This is a genomic window from Paenibacillus sp. OT2-17, from assembly GCF_009827695.1.
Lineage (GTDB): Bacteria > Bacillota > Bacilli > Paenibacillales > Paenibacillaceae > Paenibacillus > Paenibacillus polymyxa_B.
Window position 1 is genome coordinate 1 of sequence record NZ_WUDQ01000056.1, and the last position, 17072, is coordinate 17072.

At 45.9% G+C, this 17072-nt stretch carries 17 protein-coding genes; 5 read left to right on the forward strand and 12 right to left on the reverse strand.

Annotation, left to right across the window (positions count from 1 at the left end; all coding sequences use genetic code 11):
* The 4 genes from GRP75_RS10505 to GRP75_RS10520 all read right to left on the reverse strand — a co-directional run.
* The coding region (locus GRP75_RS10505; RefSeq protein WP_160789289.1) for a QueG-associated DUF1730 domain-containing protein at positions 1-378 on the reverse strand (378 nt) is incomplete at its 3' end.
* 95 nt (positions 379-473) lie between these two features.
* On the reverse strand, positions 474-911 hold the full coding sequence (rnhA, locus tag GRP75_RS10510; protein ID WP_076295357.1) for a ribonuclease HI: 438 nt from the start codon (positions 909-911) through the stop codon (positions 474-476).
* Between the two features lie 93 nt (positions 912-1004).
* The gene (lepB, locus tag GRP75_RS10515) at positions 1005-1589 is read right to left on the reverse strand and encodes a signal peptidase I (RefSeq protein WP_028541011.1); all 585 of its coding nucleotides are present in this window, start codon (positions 1587-1589) and stop codon (positions 1005-1007) included.
* A 131-nt stretch (positions 1590-1720) separates the two neighbouring features.
* On the reverse strand, positions 1721-2146 hold the full coding sequence (locus GRP75_RS10520; protein WP_160789290.1) for a GNAT family N-acetyltransferase: 426 nt from the start codon (positions 2144-2146) through the stop codon (positions 1721-1723).
* Between the two features lie 521 nt (positions 2147-2667).
* Here GRP75_RS10520 and GRP75_RS10525 point away from each other — a divergent pair.
* The gene (locus GRP75_RS10525; protein WP_160789291.1) at positions 2668-3282 is read left to right on the forward strand and encodes a superoxide dismutase; all 615 of its coding nucleotides are present in this window, start codon (positions 2668-2670) and stop codon (positions 3280-3282) included.
* Positions 3283-3416: 134 nt separating this feature from the next.
* On the forward strand, positions 3417-3908 hold the full coding sequence (locus GRP75_RS10530; protein WP_028541012.1) for a DinB family protein: 492 nt from the start codon (positions 3417-3419) through the stop codon (positions 3906-3908).
* Between the two features lie 186 nt (positions 3909-4094).
* On the opposite strand, the gene GRP75_RS10535 is transcribed toward GRP75_RS10530, so the two are convergent.
* Both GRP75_RS10535 and GRP75_RS10540 read right to left on the reverse strand, forming a co-directional pair.
* Positions 4095-5528 (reverse strand): PTS transporter subunit EIIC, encoded by a 1434-nt coding sequence (locus GRP75_RS10535; RefSeq protein ID WP_053324633.1) that lies wholly within the window; start codon positions 5526-5528, stop codon positions 4095-4097.
* A 24-nt stretch (positions 5529-5552) separates the two neighbouring features.
* Complete coding sequence (locus GRP75_RS10540) at positions 5553-7745, reverse strand: alpha-galactosidase (protein ID WP_160789292.1); 2193 nt, start codon at positions 7743-7745, stop codon at positions 5553-5555.
* A gap of 174 nt (positions 7746-7919) precedes the next feature.
* Here GRP75_RS10540 and GRP75_RS10545 point away from each other — a divergent pair, with 174 nt between their 5' ends.
* A complete protein-coding gene (locus GRP75_RS10545) occupies positions 7920-8741 on the forward strand; it encodes an AraC family transcriptional regulator (RefSeq protein ID WP_160789293.1) in 822 nt (273 codons plus the stop codon).
* Between the two features lie 604 nt (positions 8742-9345).
* Here GRP75_RS10545 and GRP75_RS10550 read toward each other — a convergent pair.
* Positions 9346-9924, reverse strand: a complete 579-nt coding sequence (locus tag GRP75_RS10550) for a hydrolase (protein ID WP_029515795.1) — start codon at positions 9922-9924, stop codon at positions 9346-9348.
* A gap of 125 nt (positions 9925-10049) precedes the next feature.
* Here GRP75_RS10550 and GRP75_RS10555 point away from each other — a divergent pair, with 125 nt between their 5' ends.
* Complete coding sequence (locus GRP75_RS10555) at positions 10050-10943, forward strand: TetR/AcrR family transcriptional regulator (RefSeq protein ID WP_029515796.1); 894 nt, start codon at positions 10050-10052, stop codon at positions 10941-10943.
* 250 nt (positions 10944-11193) lie between these two features.
* Here the strand turns inward: GRP75_RS10555 and mutY are convergent, their stop codons facing one another.
* Positions 11194-12426: an A/G-specific adenine glycosylase gene (gene mutY / locus GRP75_RS10560; protein ID WP_068941401.1), complete on the reverse strand. Its 1233-nt coding sequence runs from the start codon at positions 12424-12426 to the stop codon at positions 11194-11196.
* A gap of 4 nt (positions 12427-12430) precedes the next feature.
* Positions 12431-12835 (reverse strand): holo-ACP synthase, encoded by a 405-nt coding sequence (gene acpS / locus GRP75_RS10565; protein ID WP_071559312.1) that lies wholly within the window; start codon positions 12833-12835, stop codon positions 12431-12433.
* 184 nt (positions 12836-13019) lie between these two features.
* Between acpS and GRP75_RS10570 the strand changes: the two genes are divergently transcribed.
* Positions 13020-13847, forward strand: coding sequence for an alpha/beta hydrolase family protein (locus tag GRP75_RS10570; protein ID WP_069080781.1), 828 nt, complete (start codon positions 13020-13022; stop codon positions 13845-13847).
* A gap of 211 nt (positions 13848-14058) precedes the next feature.
* Here the strand turns inward: GRP75_RS10570 and nadE are convergent, their stop codons facing one another.
* The 3 genes from nadE to GRP75_RS10585 form a co-directional block, all read right to left on the reverse strand.
* Positions 14059-14868 (reverse strand): ammonia-dependent NAD(+) synthetase, encoded by an 810-nt coding sequence (nadE, locus tag GRP75_RS10575; protein ID WP_075153725.1) that lies wholly within the window; start codon positions 14866-14868, stop codon positions 14059-14061.
* A gap of 101 nt (positions 14869-14969) precedes the next feature.
* Positions 14970-15404: a BrxA/BrxB family bacilliredoxin gene (locus GRP75_RS10580; protein WP_023986978.1), complete on the reverse strand. Its 435-nt coding sequence runs from the start codon at positions 15402-15404 to the stop codon at positions 14970-14972.
* 141 nt (positions 15405-15545) lie between these two features.
* The coding region (locus GRP75_RS10585) for a two-component system sensor histidine kinase NtrB (protein WP_237448985.1) at positions 15546-17072 on the reverse strand (1527 nt) is incomplete at its 5' end.

The window sequence follows — 17072 nt, forward strand, 5'->3', positions numbered from 1 at the left end:
CATCGCTTCGCGTAGTACCAGATGATAATCTTTCCCCCAGGCTGAACGTGCCAAAATACCACGGTACTTCCCCTTGTCCGACTTCGGCGGGTCCTTCATTTTAGAAGGGTACGCCACCGCAATAGCAATCAGAGATGCAGGCTGTGAGCCATACAGCTCCGGGTAGATCCGCTTATCAATATCTGGCTCCTCAAAGCCGGATTCATAGCCTTTCGCACGATGCTCTTCCAATATAGCTTTCAGAGACAGAAAGGGGTCGGCGGATGCGAACCCGATGGAGTCGATACCCAGCCCTGGAGCTGCCTCAATAATTTCCTGCTTGAGCGAAGCCCAAGTCGAAGCGGTTCCGGCAGCCGCCTGAGTCAATCCGCGTTGCATCCGATACTCACCTCTCTTCCACTTTTCATCATTACAGATATGAGGATTTGCAAAATTCTCATATCTCAAATTTCAACAGAAAACAGCAGCAGATGCTACCGTAAATTTTTAACAGCACTGGTCGCCAGAAAATCACAGCGATTATTCAGTTCATTGTCACTGTGCCCCTTAACCTTCACATATTCAACCTCATGCTTACCCATCAGTTCCCACAATTCTTCCCATAGTTCCTTGTTTTCCACTGGCTGGTTTTTACTGTTGCGCCAGCCATTACGAAGCCAATTCTTAATCCAGCCCTGTTTGAAGCAATTGACGACATAGGCAGAGTCACTGTGTACTTTCACATGGCAAGGCTCCTTGAGCAGCTTTAGCGCTTCAATCACGGACTTGATCTCCATACGGTTGTTTGTCGTCATTTTCTCGGCACCTGACAGCTCTTTACGATGTTCCCCATACAGCAAAACAACCCCCCAGCCCCCAGGACCCGGATTTCCCGAACAAGCACCGTCGGTATATACCATCACTTCTTTCATCATCCTCTTCCTTTCCTCATCGGTAACCGCCTGCTCCGTCATGGTCCAGATCGGTTCGGACGTGTTCCGCATTAATTTCAGACTTTAGTTGCTCTATAGCCATTTCCACTCAGATATCGGCCAAAATATAAATTCTGCACGTCCCAGTAAATCTTGAGATTTAATGCTGCCAAAATAGCGGCTATCCTTGCTTGCTGCAGTATGGCGATTATCTCCCATGACAAAAAAGTGCTCCGGCTCCACCGTAAAAGGACCATAATCACCATCCTCCACGTCAGAGTTGGTGTAGGGTTCATTTAGCAGTTCACCGTTCACATACAAATGATTATGTTCAACTCGGATTACATCTCCGGGAATACCTATGACTCTTTTCACTAAAAATCTTGGGCTCGACAGCTTGGAATCGGGATCTTTTAAAATCACAATGTCCCCCCTGCCCGGATCATGAAAATTATAAACCAGCTTGTTGACGAATAAATGCTGGCTTTCCATTAGCGTCGGCTGCATCGAATGTCCTCTGACCGTGGACAAGTTAAATACAAACAGGTTCAGAAGCAGCAAGACGACCATGGCAATCAGAAGGGTGACTAACCAATCGCGTATGTAACCAGAGCGACCTGCTGGTTTGGACGTTTCCGGCGAGGGAAGCGGGCCTGGCGAAGGAGCCAAAGCGTCCATAATTAAACCTCCTCAACCCTGTTATAAATAGAAAAGCATATCCCGTACCCGATTGCAACGGTTACTCAGATATGCTCTAAATGTAAATATTATACTTAATGTTATTCAATTCTCTTTATTTCGATTCCCGATTAATGAGGAGCCAAAATACTCAGCTTCTGAAAAGCCTGTAAAATCTGGCTTGCTCCATAGCCCATCGCTTCGTACAAAGGCATGGCCGCACTGTTATGCTTGTCCCCTGCTACCCAAATACGGCTAACCTTACGTTGCTGAAAACGCTGCTCCATGGACTCCACAAGCGATTTGCCGATTCCCATCCGACGACGATCCGGGTGAATAGCGATACGATAGTAACAACCATCATTCTGATCGATCGTGCCGATCAAAGCACCCACGATCTCTCCCTCTTCTTCTGCAACGATGATCAAACCGGAATCCCACGAAAGCTGACGGGCAAATGCTTTCACCGTCTCTTTGTAGCACTCCTCTGACAAGGCAATTTGCATGAGTTCCGTTACTGAGTTCACATCACTTAATTGAAAGGAACGAACGTGCATAAGTAATATCTCCCTTTTCGTAAGCATAATAAAAAAATTGAGACAGCACCGTCATTTTTACATAAATCCTTAAATTTCTTATCATGGTGTTAATCACAAGGCATTATGATAAAAATGCATACGATCTGCTATATATGAAATGAAGAACAGGAAAAGGGTGTATGCCCTCAAGTTCGTCATGTCATAGACATGACAGATTATAGCAGACGACAAAAAAGCCGAAATTTCTGCTTCCTTGACCATTAAACCATACTTTTTGACGGAATACATCCCTTTTTCTCATGTAAGCGCTGTATATAAAGCGTTTACATTTTAAAGTTCACAATTTACCTCTTATTACCTATGTATTGTGTATTCCAATCGGGTTTTTGGACATGCTAGCTACCAGGCCGTATTGCCCAGTTTGCTATTTTACAAACAAAAATGTTGATAAAATAGGCTGAATGCGGTTTAATATAACTATCGAGGGTATTATTACATAGGAACACTTACCCAACCATATAACCAGGAGGGATTTTACTATGGCATTTCAATTACCAGAACTTCCTTACGCAAAAGACGCACTGGAACCGCACATTGATGCACTGACAGTAGAAATTCACCATGATCGTCACCATAACACATATGTAACGAACTTAAACGCAGCTCTGGAGAGCGCTCCTGAACTGCAAAGCAAAAGCCTGGAGGATCTGATCTCCAATCTGGACAGCGTTCCTGAAAGCATCCGCACTGCGGTTCGCAACAACGGTGGTGGACACCACAACCACAGCCTGTTCTGGGAAGTTATCGGTCCTAACGGCGGTGGACAACCGACAGGTGCTATTGCGGAAGCAATCAGCAACGAGCTGGGCGGCTACGACAAATTTAAAGAAGACTTCACTAGAGCAGCTACAACACGTTTTGGTAGCGGCTGGGCTTGGTTGGTTGTCGGCAAAGACGGCAAACTGGCGATCACTAGCACTCCAAACCAGGATAGCCCGCTGTCCGAAGGTCTGACTCCGGTACTTGGACTGGACGTTTGGGAGCATGCTTACTACCTGAAATATCAAAACAAACGCCCAGACTACATTGCAGCATTCTACAATGTAATCAACTGGGATGAAGTAAACAAACGTTACGTGGCTGCAAAGAAATAAGCCAGTAACAACATCTCTATCCTATAATAAAGGGCTGTCTCAAAAGTAGATTTTCTACGAATGAGACAGCCCTTTTGGCATTCCATGGTAAACTGGTGGAGATGATTCTCAAATACAGCTCTGGAGGTTGATGGATGCAGACTTTTTTTCGTTACAACTGGATGATTCGGGAACAATGGTACCGCTGGTGTGAAGAGGTGTCGCAGGAGGAATTACTGAAACAACGCGTCGGCGGAGTCGGCAGCATTCTAAAGACACTCTTTCATATCGTTGATGTGGAGTGGAGCTGGATTCAAACGATTCAGGGCAAACCCGACTTTCAGGAGGACTTCTCTCTGTATGATACGCTCGACAAAGTCCGTGAGCTGGATGCAAAGTTTCGACTCGATGTCGAGCCGTTCGTGCTCGCCTGGCATGATGGTCTGGAACGGAAAAGGTTTGAAGATCACCTCCCGGACGGCAGGATTGTAATTGATGCCTGGGGCGAGGTGATGCGTCATGTCATCGCCCACCAAATCCACCATATTGGGCAGTTGTCCATATGGTCTCGGGAGCTAGGCAAGCCTCCGGTTTCGGCCAATGTAATCGGCAAAGGGCTGATTGAAAGCGATGGTGGCATCGATTAGCTTTAACGAACATACAAGTATATTCATGTGACTCAGAGCCGTCCTCGGTCTTTTTTAACGACTGAGGACGGCTCTTTTACTTTTTCACTCTCTTGTCCATTCCACGCATATTCTCTTCTTTTAACCGTTTTCATAAAGCCTGATTGTAACTGATTAAGTTATTCAACTTATCAATACTCTCTTGGTTCAGAGTGTTGACCTCTTGCTCTTGATAGCACCGTAAGCCAATGTAAATAATGCTCCACATAACAGGGCAATAAGATGAGCGATGAGATAATTCATATGACCATGGTTCTCTGACGCTGCAATTGCAAAGCCAGGAAGAGCCGTGGTTCCGAATCCTATGGCTGTCAGCTTGCTTAAATATACATATGCTCCCGCAATCATTCCTCCAAGGCATCCAGCAATCAGGGGGAACTTATACTTTAAAGTGACCCCGAAGATCGCTGGTTCGGAGATTCCAAAAAGTACAGACCCGAATGCAGAGTAACCCATTTCTTTAACCTTGGTGTCTTTGCGATTCAAAAGAATATACCCCAAAACGGCGCCCCCTTGAGCCATCAAAGCTACTGATGCCAATGGGTTGATAAAATTTCTGCCTGTATCGGTTAACAGCTGCGCTTCTACCGCACCCATAACATGATGTAAGCCTGTAATAACAATGATCTGCTGAATGCCTGCAAAAAACATAAAACCGAATATCCCAAGGTTTTGCGTCATCCAAAGCAGCGAAACGGTGACCAGACTGGCTAGCTCTCGCCCAAGAGGGCCGATAATCGTAAACAATAGCAGGGAAGAAATAAAGACCGTCAGCAACGGAGCCAAAAATAGTTTAATCATGTCTGGAACCTTTTTGTTAAAAAACTGATCCAACTTGGCTACCACATATCCCATCATTAGAGCAATAATAATACCGCCCTGAAATCCAACCAACTGTACGGGAAGGCCGAAAAGACTGATCGATTCCGGATTTTGACTCCCTTTAGCTACCTCAAAAGCATCTGCCAGTGCCGGATGAAGCATAATCGCACCCAGCACAAGCCCCAGAATAGGACGACCGCCGTATCTCTTGGTTGCGGAATAAACAACAAGCAGCGGCAGGATTGTAAAAATACCCGTGGAAACGATTTGAACGAAGCGATTGATCCCTTGAAAAATTGGATACATCTCCACAATTGACTTAGGACCGAATAACCCCTTCTGACCTAACAGCCCGGTTATCCCCATTAACAATGCGGCAGCAAGAATTCCCGGCATGATCTCAATGAAGACATCTGACAGCGATTTAATGGCCTTTTGAAAAGGATTTTGCTTTTGTGCGGACTTCGATTTGACATCGCTTAATGACATATCTTCTGTTCCGGTCAGTTTGGAGAACACGGCATAGATGTTATTGACCAACCCTGCTCCAAAAATGATCTGCAGTTGGTCCCCCGCTATGAAAACGCCTTTAACCAGATCAATATCTTCAATCTTTTTTAATTCCGCTTTTTCATTGTCCTCAAGTACAATTCTTAATCTTGTGGCACAATGGGCCACACCGATAATGTTCTCTTCACCACCGATATATTTTAAAATTTCTTGAGAAATTTGCTTATACTGCTTTTCTTTTGCTTCCATCTAGTAAAACCTCCTCTAGCTGAGTCAGATGTCTTCTTTAACAAATCTCCAGAACATGCCTAAAAAGTCCTGCTTCACCCTGGCAAGCGTTATGCCGACATGCATTAATTCATCACCGCCGAACAGCTCACCGGTTTCTACATTTCTATAAACGTAGTCTGGATTCAGACCTTTGAATTTTAATGTTTTAATCGCGGCAGCAGGTTGGGATAAAATCTTGAAATAGCTGGCCGCCATTTCCATTTGATCCTCTGATACAAAGCTCCATGCGGCTTCATTTTCATCAAACGGATTAATTATTCTGTAAAACTTCCCAAATTGAATGAGCGATCTCATTTCTTTATATAGAGCTATCTGTTTTTTTACTATTTCTTTTTCCTCAACGGTTAATGTCGTCAAATCTAGCTCATATCCAAAATTCCCGGCCATGGCGACATAACCTCTTGTCTCCAAGGGAGTTATTCTGCCCACTTGATGGTTGGGTACTGTGGAGACGTGTGCCCCCATGGTAATTGGAGGGTAGACAAGACTTGTTCCCCATTGAATTTTCAGTCGGCAAATGGCATCCGTATTGTCACTCGTCCAGGTCTGAGGCATGTAATAGAGCATACCGGCATCAAAACGGCCTCCTCCACTAGAACAGCTCTCGAATAAGACATGGGGAAATCTTGATGTAAGCTCTTCCATAACACTATAGAGTCCCAGGATATAACGATGTGCAGTCTCCCTCTGTCTCTCAGGTGGCAAGGCTGCCGAACCCACATCCGTCATGTGACGATTCATGTCCCATTTTACATAAGTAATTGGAACGTCCGATAAAATATCGGAAACCGACTTAATAATGTACTCACACACTTCCTTCCTCGATAAATCCAACATCAGTTGATTTCTTCCCAACGTATACGGACGATCAGGGACATGGATACACCAATCTGAATGCTTTCTGTATAAATCGCTGTCTATGGATACCATTTCAGGTTCAAACCACAAACCAAACTCCATACCCAGATTTCGTATGCGGTTTGCAAGATCCGGCAATCCATCTGGAAGTTTGCGACGATCCACCACCCAATCGCCTAATGAAGTATTGTCATCATCCCGTTTTCCAAACCACCCATCATCCAGTACAAACAACTCCACTCCTACACTTTGAGCCTCCTTCGCCAACTGCTCAATCTTGTCGGCATCAAAGTTAAAGTAGGTGGCTTCCCAGTTATTAATCAGGATCGGCCGCTCCTTGTCACGAAAAGGCCCACGACATAATCTGCTCCTGTATAATTCATGATAAATTCTCGACATGCCGCCCAATCCATTTTCGGTGTATACCATGACCACTTCTGGCGTTTCGAAGGATTCCTCCGGTTCAAGCAGCCATGTAAAATCAAAAGGATTAATCCCCATCGTGACTCTTGTGTTCCGATAGGAATCTACCTGAGTCTGGGCCGTAAAGTTCCCGCTGTACACCAGATTAAAGGCGTACACTTCACCCTGTTCTTCATCTGTTCCTTCTCTTACAAGTGCCATAAAGGGTGCCTGTTGAGGGCTGCTGGCTCCACGGCAGCTGTCTACCATTTGAATTCCGGGTAAAATTTTTCGCCTTGCTATATTTTTTTCATTATTATGCGCACCGTACAAGGTAATTAGTTCGTATTCATCATCACGAAAATCCACACTAGCACTTAACGCTTTAAGCAGTTTTAGCTGCTGCTGACCTTCATTATCGAACCGGACTGAACGGGTGATGACATCCCACTTTTGATATAGGCTATAGGATAGTACAACCTTTACATCAATTAATGGGTCTTCAAGGACGATTTCTAGAGTTTCTACTTCGCCATCATCCTCTGCATAAGTAGAAGGAAGCCCTTTCAATTTTGACTTGCCTTGGTAAACCTGATGTTCTTTATACCGAAAGTCTGTCACGGTAGAACCATTCTCCAATTGAAGCTGATACGCAGGAATCCTGAAATCACTATTTCCAAATGACGGATATTCTTGTGGGATGGTATCCAGTGAAAAGGCTCGATCCTCACCATCCGGATTGGGTGAAAATCCTCTATCCATAAAGATGATCTTATTGCTTCCCCGATAGTTCTGAATTTTCTTTCCCCAATACAGATGGGCTAAATAACCATCTCGTATAACCTGCATGACATAACTCGTATTGCTGCCTTGTAAATGGAATAAAAGATTCTCTTTATCGATGTGTATAGTCATAGCAACCCCCTTATAGCCCCAATAGTACGTTTTTTCAAAATTATAAATTATGTTGTTTACTTATTGTTTACATCCTAATAATAATTGAATAGTTTAAATAATTGTATGGAATAATGTAGACTCTATATGAAACGGTGTGATAATATGCAGAGATGAATTAAGGGGTGAAAACAAATGAGTTCACACTTTTCCAATCATTCCTATAACAACCTGGATCTCAATTTATACACATGTGGCAAAGAAAGCTGTACCAGCAAACACTCTTATGGTCCAGCCATTCGAAGCGGGTATATGGTGCATTATATTTTAAAAGGAAAAGGGATCTTTAAAGTCAACGATAAAATCTATCATTTGGAGAAAAACGATGCTTTCTTCATTGAGCCGAAGGTTTTAATTTACTACGAAGCGGACGAAGTCGACCCATGGGAATATGCCTGGATTGGTTTTAATGGGGTGCAAGCAAAAGAATATCTAAGCCGGACCTGTATCAATAGGGACAATCCCATTTTCCGGTTTGAAGCAGAGGGTAGCCTTGCCCGCTGTATGGAGAGCATCGTCGTTTCTTCTACACTGAAATCCAACAAAGACCTGCTGCTTGCATCCAAGCTATATGAATTTCTGTATTTGATGTTTGAACATTACCCTAATCAGGAAGTCAACCATGAAGTAAGACAGCAGCGGTATATTAAAGAAGCGCTTCTCTTCATTCAGCAAAACTATTCACACTTCATTACCGTAAGTGACATTGCCAAGTACATTTCAATTGACCGTTCGTATTTGCATCGTTTATTTAAACAGCAACTAAATAAGTCACCGCAGGAATTTTTATTACATTTGAGGATTGAAAAATCGTGCTCCCTATTAAGAAATACTTCCCTTAAAATCGGAGATATTGCGCGGTCTGTAGGGTATAAAGATGTACTCCTATTCTCCAAAATGTTCAAAACGGTCAACAAGGTGACTCCATCCGAATACCGAAAAAATCCCCCAAAATAACACGCTTCGTTCGCAATTAAATTAGGCATATTCATTCCAAAAACAGAAAAATAGCGGCAGCATGGATCAACCTCATGTCCATACTGCCGCTATTGTCAAAAGAAAATAAAGTTCTAGACTGAAAAATAAAGTATTAGACTGACGTTGCTTCATTAAGCTAACGGGCAGGATAGTTTAAAGCTTTCGATAAATCGTATGGCCTTACGAAAGACAATAAAAGCGCAGCTCATGATTGGAAAAGACCGTTTAAAAGAGCACCACCAATTCCACTGGCAATTATGCAAATTTATTAGCATTAGCGCTGCGCCACTAGGCGTACTCGTCCCATTGGGCACTGCGGAACTCATGCTGGTTGCTATACAAGAAGCGCGTGCCAATTGCGACGAGCCGTTCGCTCTATATCATTCAGCGGTTACTTTGTATATTTGGTGCAGCAGGTCGTATCCCATGCCGTCAGCCAATATGTGCACCCTGAGAACACATAATCGTCCTTTAAGTATGGCCAGATGAGATTCCCAGCAAACGCAAAGCGAGTTTCAAGCAGTGGCGTTCTTCGTGTATTCGGTCAAATAATACACGGGGAATGGGAAAGTCATTTTTTCAACTATAAACAGTTGCCTGAAAGGGCAGAGAGGATTTCCTGTGTTGTCCGGGTACGCCCGATGCGTGGAAAAATGAAATTTTTTACGTAATCATGCCCGGTTTCGGAAAATCCAGTCATAGCATCAATCGCCAAAATCAGCTGATACCCATGCATAAACGCCTCCCGCGCAGTCGTATCAACGCCCAACTCAGTAGCGATGCCGCATAAGACGATGGTATCAATTCCCCGGCGGCGCAACTGAAGGTCGAGCTCCGTTCCGTAAAAAGCCCCCCATTGCTTCTTCGTGATGATATGGTCTGTCTCGGTGACCCGCATTTCCGGGACGATTTGATCCCATCCTTCAGGCAGATTCAGGGGTGGTCCAGGCGAATCCAACTTAGGACGCGGGATATCCTTCAAATCTTTACTAGATACCCGGACCAGTGCAACCATTGAGCTTTGCTCACGGAAAGTATCTGCCAAGGCTGCGGCGTTAGACACTACCTGCTCAGCAGAATAAGGGGCGTATTGATTTCCTATCCACTTTTGCAAGTCAATAACAACCAACGCTGTTTTTTGTGGATCCCATAATCGTTCCATTCTGTATGTTCTCCTCATCTCTTCGATTTGACCGTATGTTTAATTACGCGAACATATAGTCATTTGACTTCATGTTTCGTATTTTGTACTATCATTCATGAATAGTCAAGGGGGAGATTTTTCTTATGAGTGTGACAAGGGAAGAGGTTTTAAAATCGGCGATGAAGCTTTTTAAGGAACATGGGTTTCTTTCGACGACGATACAGGATATTGCCGAGGATTGCGGTATTGCCAAAGGATCAGTCTATAAATATTTCCCTTCCAAGGAAGACCTCTTCAGCGAGGTGTTTGATCAATGCCATAACGCCTATTTTGATCAAGTCGATGAACTGAAACGCTTTCCCGAACTCTCGCCAGAAGAGCAGTTTCTGCAGCAGATCATTCTGCGATTCCGTTATTTTATGGAATACAAGCATATTCTGGTCGAATTCACGGAGCTCCCCATCCAACAGGATCCCAAGTTCCAGCCGCTTAGACACAAGGTTAGAGGGCGGCTCATCCGATGGCATAAAGAGTGCTTGATACAGGTTTATGGCGAAGAAATTTATCCGTTCCTGTGGGATTTGGTTTCCATCTATCGTGCGATTCTGAAGGAGTACTTATTTTGGATCGTTTATGAAGAAAAGTCTCTATCGCTTGAGGAAACGGCAAGGTTCATTTTGGATAAGCTCAATGTGCTCGTTAAGCATATGATGGCCTCTAACCTGAAGCCTCTGCTGAAACAGGCTTCGTTCGAGAGGTATTTAAGCTGGGGGCTCGAGGACCGCCAAGGGGAGAGAGAGCAGTTCCTTACCGAGCTGTTCCGGGAGATGGATTCGGCCCTTAATGTTCTTCCATCCGGCGCAAAACATCGTTCGGAGTTGAAAGAGGTTTACCATTTTATCCAGAACGAAACTCGTAAAGCGGAACCGAACTTCCCGTTGCTGCAAGCTTCGCTCTACTTTTTGGAGAGAGAGAAAGAGCTTAAAAGTCAGGTCATCCAGTTAAGGAATATTATTTATTCAGGTAGGGGGAGATAGCTTGTTATGTGAAATCAAATCTAACCCCATCGGGGACAAGAGTGAAGACTCTAGGGGTGGAGAGAACAATACGCGAGAAAGGTACGTCTAATGTTGTTACGGTTAGCGAGCATTCCGCTAACGGGAAACGTTAGTTCAATGGAAACAGCGACAGTCTCGTACTTTATTTTCTCGTCCTTGGTTGTCACTGTTTCCATTTTCTAGGCTCAGTCTAATACTTTATTTTTTGCTGACAGCTATTCAATTAACATCAGTTCTCTTTTTGCTTCGTATAATACTCGGTGATCAGATCAAGGAACACCTTGGGAAACGCCAAGGTGGCCATATCTGCCTCGCTGATCCAGCGGTACCCCGCTGGCAGCACATTGCGCGCGTGCTCCGCCTGCTCAGCCAGCGTAATCAATGCACCCGGCTTCGCTCCGGTGCTGTAGCTGGCCCGCTGTTCGGCAGCCAGCGGATATCCTCCCGCCTCCCCGGCAGGGGCGGCGACCTCTTCACACTGGAACACACGCAGGTTCCAGTGAATGTGGCTGAACGTGTGCTCCGCCTCACGTACAAACCGCACCGGGCGCGCAAGCACGCCCTCTGCCAGCAAATGAGCCGCCAGATGGTCCATGGCGGGCTCATCCGGCACCGGGCCGTTGTAGCCCTCCGGCCCGGCAAGCTCATGCGGCAGCTCCCACATGCGGGCCAACAGGCCCTTGGCCGGGCGCTGCCGTACGAGCAAGCGGCCGGCGTTCGCTCCGCTGCCCTCGATGAGAGCAACGGAGCGCGGCTCCAGCCGCGGCGGCTTCGCCTTGGTCTTGACTGGCAGTGTCTCCTCGCGACCTGCCAACCTGCCCGAGCAATGCTCCATGACTGGGCAGGTCAGACAATGAGGCGACTTCGGCGTGCAGACCAGCGCCCCCAGCTCCATCAGAGCCTGATTAAAATCAGAGGCTCTTCCTTCGGGAATCAGCTCCCGTACCAGACTTTCCATATGCGCCCGCGTGCTACCCTTCATAATATCCTCTTCAATGAGAAAATAACGCGACAGCACACGCATCACATTCCCGTCCACAGCAGGCTCTGGTCGGTTAAAGGCGATACTCATAATCGCACCCGTCGTATATGGGCCTACTCCTTTCAGTGCAGCGACAGCTTGTGTATCATCCGGTACCTGCCCGCCGTGAAGCTCAACTACTTGTTTTGCCGCAGTTTGCAAATTCCGGGCCCGCGAATAATAACCCAGCCCTTCCCACAGCTTAAGCACATCCTCTTCGGGTGCTTCCGCCAGCGCTTCAATTGTAGGAAAACGTGCAATAAAGCGGTTAAAATACGGAATGACCGTATCCACACGCGTCTGCTGAAGCATAATTTCCGAGATCCAGATATAAAAAGGATTCCGATGGCGGCGCCACGGCAAATCGCGTTTGTTACGTGTATACCAATTCAACAGTTCAAAGCTGAAATAACGCTTTTGTTCCAATGTATTTGTAGTCATCACATCACATCTCCTTATATTCGACAATCACAAAAGCAGAGGCAATGTTAGGCTGATGTGTAATACTCAAGTGAATGCTGTAATTCGAGTCACCTGTAGACGGCAACCTCAGTCTATCCCACGCGGATGAAGACAAATAAACTACTGGCTTCCCCCCAGGTTCCGGTAAAATATCCATATCGCCGAACCCGATGATTTGCCCAATTCCGCAACCGAAGGCTTTCGTTATCGCTTCCTTTGCGGCAAAGCGCCCTGCTACGAACTCCGCTAGTCTACCCTTGCGTTCCACAGCAAGCTCACGTTCTGCCGGGGTCAGCACCCGATTCAAAAACGCGTCTGCATATTTACCTGCCAAAATATCAGCCATACGGCTTATTTCCAGCACATCATGTCCAATTCCGTAGATCATTTGGGTATTCCCCGTCCTTTTTACTTTACTGGATCTATTGTAACAGTGCGTCCACACCCTGGCGAGTCACAAAGGCGTAAAAACGGCACCAAAATATGTTAAAATAAGAAAGGCTATAGGTGAATGTTTTGAAATTCAGCTGATATGCCCATTTAAAAAAATTCCCGTAGAAAGGAAGGATTGGATGTCAGAAACCATTATTGTTGAAGCAGGTACCGAAGCAGGAACAGATGCGGTGATCCGGGCTTCCTGGTTTCCCGCTAAAAATACAGCCAAAAGCCTGCTCATCATCGCTCACGGCTACAAAGGATTTAAGGATTGGGGCATGTTCCCCTATATAGCAGAAGCATTGAGTACGGATAACCATGTTGTGACCTTCAACTTTTCACATAATGGCATAGGTGAGGATCTAGAGAATTTTACCGAGCTGGAAAAGTTCGCACGCAACACCTATAGCCGCGAACAAGAGGATTTGGAACTATTGCTATCCAATCTGAGAGCACGTCATGAGTTCAGAGAATTGCCGTTGTTTCTGTTAGGACATAGCCGAGGCGCGGGGAGCTGCTTTGTATATGCTCTAGATCATCCCGGTGAGATTGCTGGCGTCATTTCATGGAATGGCGTGACAGATCTTGATCTGTTTACTTTACCGCAAAAAGAAGAAATGCGCGCCAAGGGGCGCAGCTATGTGGAAAACGCCAGAACCGGACAACAGCTTCCGCTGGATGCTGTCATTCTGGAAGACCTGGAACAAAATCGCCAGCGTTTTGCCATTGTAGACAGACTTGCCAACAGCCAGCTCCCAGCTGTACTGATCCAGGGAACCGAAGATTCCAAACGTCTACGGGAAGGCTCTGCCCTGCTCACTTCCGTTCGTCCCGACATCGAATGGGTACAAATTCAAGGCGGCACTCATACCTTTAATACCGTTCATCCATTCCAGGGAGGCAGTCTTCCACTCGATCAGGCGATTACCGAAACCCGCCGCTTCATTGAGTGGATCGCCAATTAATTATTGCCCCTTCAATACAAACGGCGATCCGCCGGGCGGATCGCCGCATTTATTTACTTCAGGATTTTGCAAAATTCGATTCCAGTCGCTCCAAGTGCAATATATAGACGAACTAGACCATTTCGATCTATATATTGTTTATTGAAAATCGCTTATTGGATTTTTGCAAAATCCTCACTTGAGCATTTTACAATTCCATAATGATTAATGCTTACACTCCTGGGATGCTTGTCCGCTTATGCGCTGTACGTGTAAAGAAGCTTTCCAGCTTTTCGCGTGCCGCCGGGTCAATTTCCTTGCCTTCTAGGTAGTCGCTGTTTGCTTCGTAGGAGATCCCCAGTTCTTTTTCATCCGTCTGGCCTTCCCACAATCCTGCTGTAGGCGCTTTGTCCAAAATGGCCTGCGGAACTCCGAGATAGCTGGCCAGCAAGCGCACCTGACGTTTGTTAAGCGTGCTAAGTGGCGTAATATCGACCGCTCCATCGCCCCATTTGGTATAAAAGCCTGTGATGGCTTCTGAAGCGTGATCTGTGCCAACGACGAGCAGATTCAGCTCATTCGCGAGTGCGTACTGAACCACCATACGTGTTCTTGCCTTTACATTCCCTCTCACTTGCGGAGTAATGGAGCGCTCCAGACCGATATCCTTTAACGTATGCTCCACTTCCACGGCAACCTTGTCCACGGCTTCCTTGATGTTCGTTTCCCCAGCATATTTCAGGTCGAACGCTTTGGATACCGCGTAGCTATGCTCGATATCTTCCTGTTGGCCATATGGCTGGAATACACCCAGCGTTTTGTATTCGTCCCCTTGCTCCTGCGTCAATTCATCTGTAGCCCGCTTGCACAAAGCGGCTGCTACGGCACTGTCAATCCCGCCACTGATGGCGATCAACAGCCCTTTGCTTCCCGTTTTCGTTACATACGACTTGAGGAAATCCACACGCTTGCGGACCTCCGCTTCTACGTTAATCGTAGGTTGTACTCCCAATTCAGCAATAATCTGTTCCTGCAAACTCATCAGATAAGCACCTCTTTTTTAGGAATTTCCTTCACAAGCCAACATGCAAAAGCCCCGGCAAGTTTCGCAGGCGAAAAATGCGGGGCATAGCTTGAGCAGTCTTACCGGCAAAAACGATCAAATGCACTGGTCAAATCAGCAGCGATCTGATCTGCCGAACGATCCTCCACCTGATGACGCTCGATGAAGTGAACCAGCTCGCCGTCTTTCAACAGCGCGATAGAAGGGGAAGACGGTGGGTAAGGCGCGAAAAATTCGCGAGCCTTTGCTGTTGCTTCCTTGTCCTGTCCGGCAAAAACCGAATACAGATGATCTGGCGTAAGATCATGCTTCAGTGCTTCAGCCACACCTGGGCGGCACTGGCCTGCGGCACAACCACATACCGAGTTCACAACAACCAGCACTGTACCTTTAGCATTAGGCAGCTTGGCCTCCACATCTTCAGAAGTACGCAGTTCCTGAATCCCAAGATTCGTCAGTTCATCGCGCATTGGCTGAACTGAATCTCTCATATATTGATCGAAAGACATAGACATATTCTTTCACTCCTTTTCCAAAAATCATGTATACTACGTTTCTAATTTCATCCTTTGCCGTAGTAAAGGCATGGACATCTAAACTTCATTATACAATCTTTTTCACGTAATTTGCAAAAATCCGGCTATATATTTGCACGATTATTTCTGTATCGAATTCATGACAGGAAACTCAGAATGATCCCGGTAAGTCGGAACGGTTCTGCGCAATCGAACTCTAAACTGCGTGCCCATTCCCTCCACCGAATCTACGGCAATTGTACCGTGATGACGCTCCACTATACTTTGACATAAGGCCAGACCCAGACCTGTACCTTTCGTTTTGGTCGTGTAAAAAGGTTGGAACAGCTTTTCAAGCTGCTTTTGCGGAATTCCCGGACCTGTATCCTTTACTTCCATTTCCACGAAATCCCCTTCCTCATGAGTCGAAATGGTCAGCACTCCCTTTTCCCCCATAGCTTCCATCGCATTACGCGATAAATTAAGCAGCAATTGCTTCATTTCCTTAGGGTTCAAATGCAGCATCGTCACATGATCCTCTAACTTTAGCTCAATCGTCTGTCCCCTCAGATTCGCATCTGCCCACAATAAAGGCGTCAGTTCGCGAATAATATCATGCAGATGACATTGCTCCTTCTCGACAATTCGATTCTGGGCCAGTGAAAGAAAATCGTTAATAATCCCGTTCGCCCGGTCAAGTTCCTCCATCACAATGCGGTAATAATGGTTGAGGGATTCTGGGCTTTTCTCACGCATAAGCTGTAAAAAACCACGCACAACCGCCATCGGATTACGTATTTCATGAGTAATGCCTGCTGCCATCTGTCCAACCAGACTGAGCCTTTCAAAATTACCCAGCTCACTGCGCAGCGTCTCCAGCTCTGTAATATCTTGCAAGGCGATAATGACACCTGTCGTTTGGTTTGCATGTTTATCCCGAATAGGAAGGAAACTTGAGAAGAATACTTTGGGGGTAACATTTATAAAATCAGCCCCCGCCTCTCCTTCCAACGCTTTCGCAACTCGTTCGTTAACCGCAGGCAAAGCGCTAAAACCATATAACGAGGTGAATGGACGACCTACTACCTCAGGCAGCGTAATGTAGGGATCGTAGTCCCGATAGAGTTCCAGCATCGTTTTGTTCATATGTATAACTCGTTCTTCGCTGTCCAAAGTAACAAGAGATAACGGCATCAAATCCATAACTTGACGCAGCTTATCCACTTCAATTAAATATTTGCTCGTAAACTCAGTCACATCACGCCGTAACGCCAGCTTCTCAAAGGCATTATGCATCAGGCTCACGACCGTAAAACTTGCCAGTACCCCTGCACCAATATTCCAAAACGTTGTAAGTAAGTCAGGAATGTATACCGCAATATCCTGTTTGCCCCACAGTAGCGGAAATATCGCCTTAAACAGCATATCAGCCACAACATATGCGGAGATCAGGAGCTTTTTGTCCAACATTGTTCCTCTTTGAAAAAACTTGACATGCAGGAGCATAAAAGGAAAAAGGATAAAACCCGTGCCCACATACATCGGGGACATTTCTGTCGACTGGGCTATAATTAGGACTCCCATCAGTGCGGAAGCGGCGAGCACGAAGGCAGTGCGACGTCTACCGTACATGATGCCAACTGCAAGGGGAATAATACCGAGATTGGA

Bases quoted from the DNA above. Each gene is read 5' to 3' on its own strand.
- rnhA (WP_076295357.1), bottom strand. From the start codon at position 911: ATGAAAGAAGTGATGGTATATACCGACGGTGCTTGTTCGGGAAATCCG.
- lepB (WP_028541011.1), bottom strand. From the start codon at position 1,589: ATGGACGCTTTGGCTCCTTCGCCAGGCCCGCTTCCCTCGCCGGAAACG.
- GRP75_RS10520 (WP_160789290.1), bottom strand. From the start codon at position 2,146: ATGCACGTTCGTTCCTTTCAATTAAGTGATGTGAACTCAGTAACGGAA.
- GRP75_RS10525 (WP_160789291.1), top strand. From the start codon at position 2,668: ATGGCATTTCAATTACCAGAACTTCCTTACGCAAAAGACGCACTGGAA.
- GRP75_RS10530 (WP_028541012.1), top strand. From the start codon at position 3,417: ATGCAGACTTTTTTTCGTTACAACTGGATGATTCGGGAACAATGGTAC.
- GRP75_RS10535 (WP_053324633.1), bottom strand. From the start codon at position 5,528: ATGGAAGCAAAAGAAAAGCAGTATAAGCAAATTTCTCAAGAAATTTTA.
- GRP75_RS10540 (WP_160789292.1), bottom strand. From the start codon at position 7,745: ATGACTATACACATCGATAAAGAGAATCTTTTATTCCATTTACAAGGC.
- GRP75_RS10545 (WP_160789293.1), top strand. From the start codon at position 7,920: ATGAGTTCACACTTTTCCAATCATTCCTATAACAACCTGGATCTCAAT.
- GRP75_RS10550 (WP_029515795.1), bottom strand. From the start codon at position 9,924: ATGGAACGATTATGGGATCCACAAAAAACAGCGTTGGTTGTTATTGAC.
- GRP75_RS10555 (WP_029515796.1), top strand. From the start codon at position 10,050: ATGAGTGTGACAAGGGAAGAGGTTTTAAAATCGGCGATGAAGCTTTTT.
- mutY (WP_068941401.1), bottom strand. From the start codon at position 12,426: ATGACTACAAATACATTGGAACAAAAGCGTTATTTCAGCTTTGAACTG.
- acpS (WP_071559312.1), bottom strand. From the start codon at position 12,835: ATGATCTACGGAATTGGACATGATGTGCTGGAAATAAGCCGTATGGCT.
- GRP75_RS10570 (WP_069080781.1), top strand. From the start codon at position 13,020: ATGTCAGAAACCATTATTGTTGAAGCAGGTACCGAAGCAGGAACAGAT.
- nadE (WP_075153725.1), bottom strand. From the start codon at position 14,868: ATGAGTTTGCAGGAACAGATTATTGCTGAATTGGGAGTACAACCTACG.
- GRP75_RS10580 (WP_023986978.1), bottom strand. From the start codon at position 15,404: ATGTCTATGTCTTTCGATCAATATATGAGAGATTCAGTTCAGCCAATG.